The 479-nt window shown below is 58.9% G+C and carries 1 protein-coding gene; it reads right to left on the bottom strand.

Translation table 11 applies throughout. The features are described from left to right. Positions 1 to 479: RHS repeat-associated core domain-containing protein (locus AM629_RS21520; RefSeq protein ID WP_161804273.1), on the bottom strand; the 479-nt coding region annotated here is incomplete at both ends.

Here is a 479-nt window from a genome sequence, read left to right as displayed (position 1 = left end):
AATGGGTCGATCCATCCTGTGGGATTTTTGACGTATGCATACGGATTCTCACCACCCCAGAGGCCCGTAGGATCGGCACTCAGGTAACAACAGCCTTCCGGCAAATAATAGCGGAACCGATTATAAAATAAACCACTTTCTTCATCAAAAAGTTGCCCGGCAAATCGGAGGCCCGGGTCCAGTTGCGGGTTCTCGCCGTGTCCGCTCAGCCGCAGGCCATATAGCGATTGCTTCGGCCGCCGCCACACCCGTTTACCCGTCGGGTCGAACAGCGCCAGTGGCTCGCCAGTCGGGGCGCTGACCGCATACTGGGTTTGCACCTCCCCGGCCATCAGTTCCACCCGGTTGTCCAGATTAAGCGTAAACGCCTGCGTCTGCTGCGCCACCAGTTCCCAGCCGTCAAACACCAGATGGCGGATCATTTTCAGCCGGCCGTGCTGATACTCGCGGATTTCCGCCGGCACGTCGCCGTCCCACAC

It is taken from the genome of Photorhabdus heterorhabditis (assembly GCF_001280945.1).
In the GTDB taxonomy this organism is placed as follows: Bacteria; Pseudomonadota; Gammaproteobacteria; order Enterobacterales; family Enterobacteriaceae; genus Photorhabdus; species Photorhabdus heterorhabditis.
This window is presented reverse-complemented; position numbering and strand designations above follow the sequence as displayed.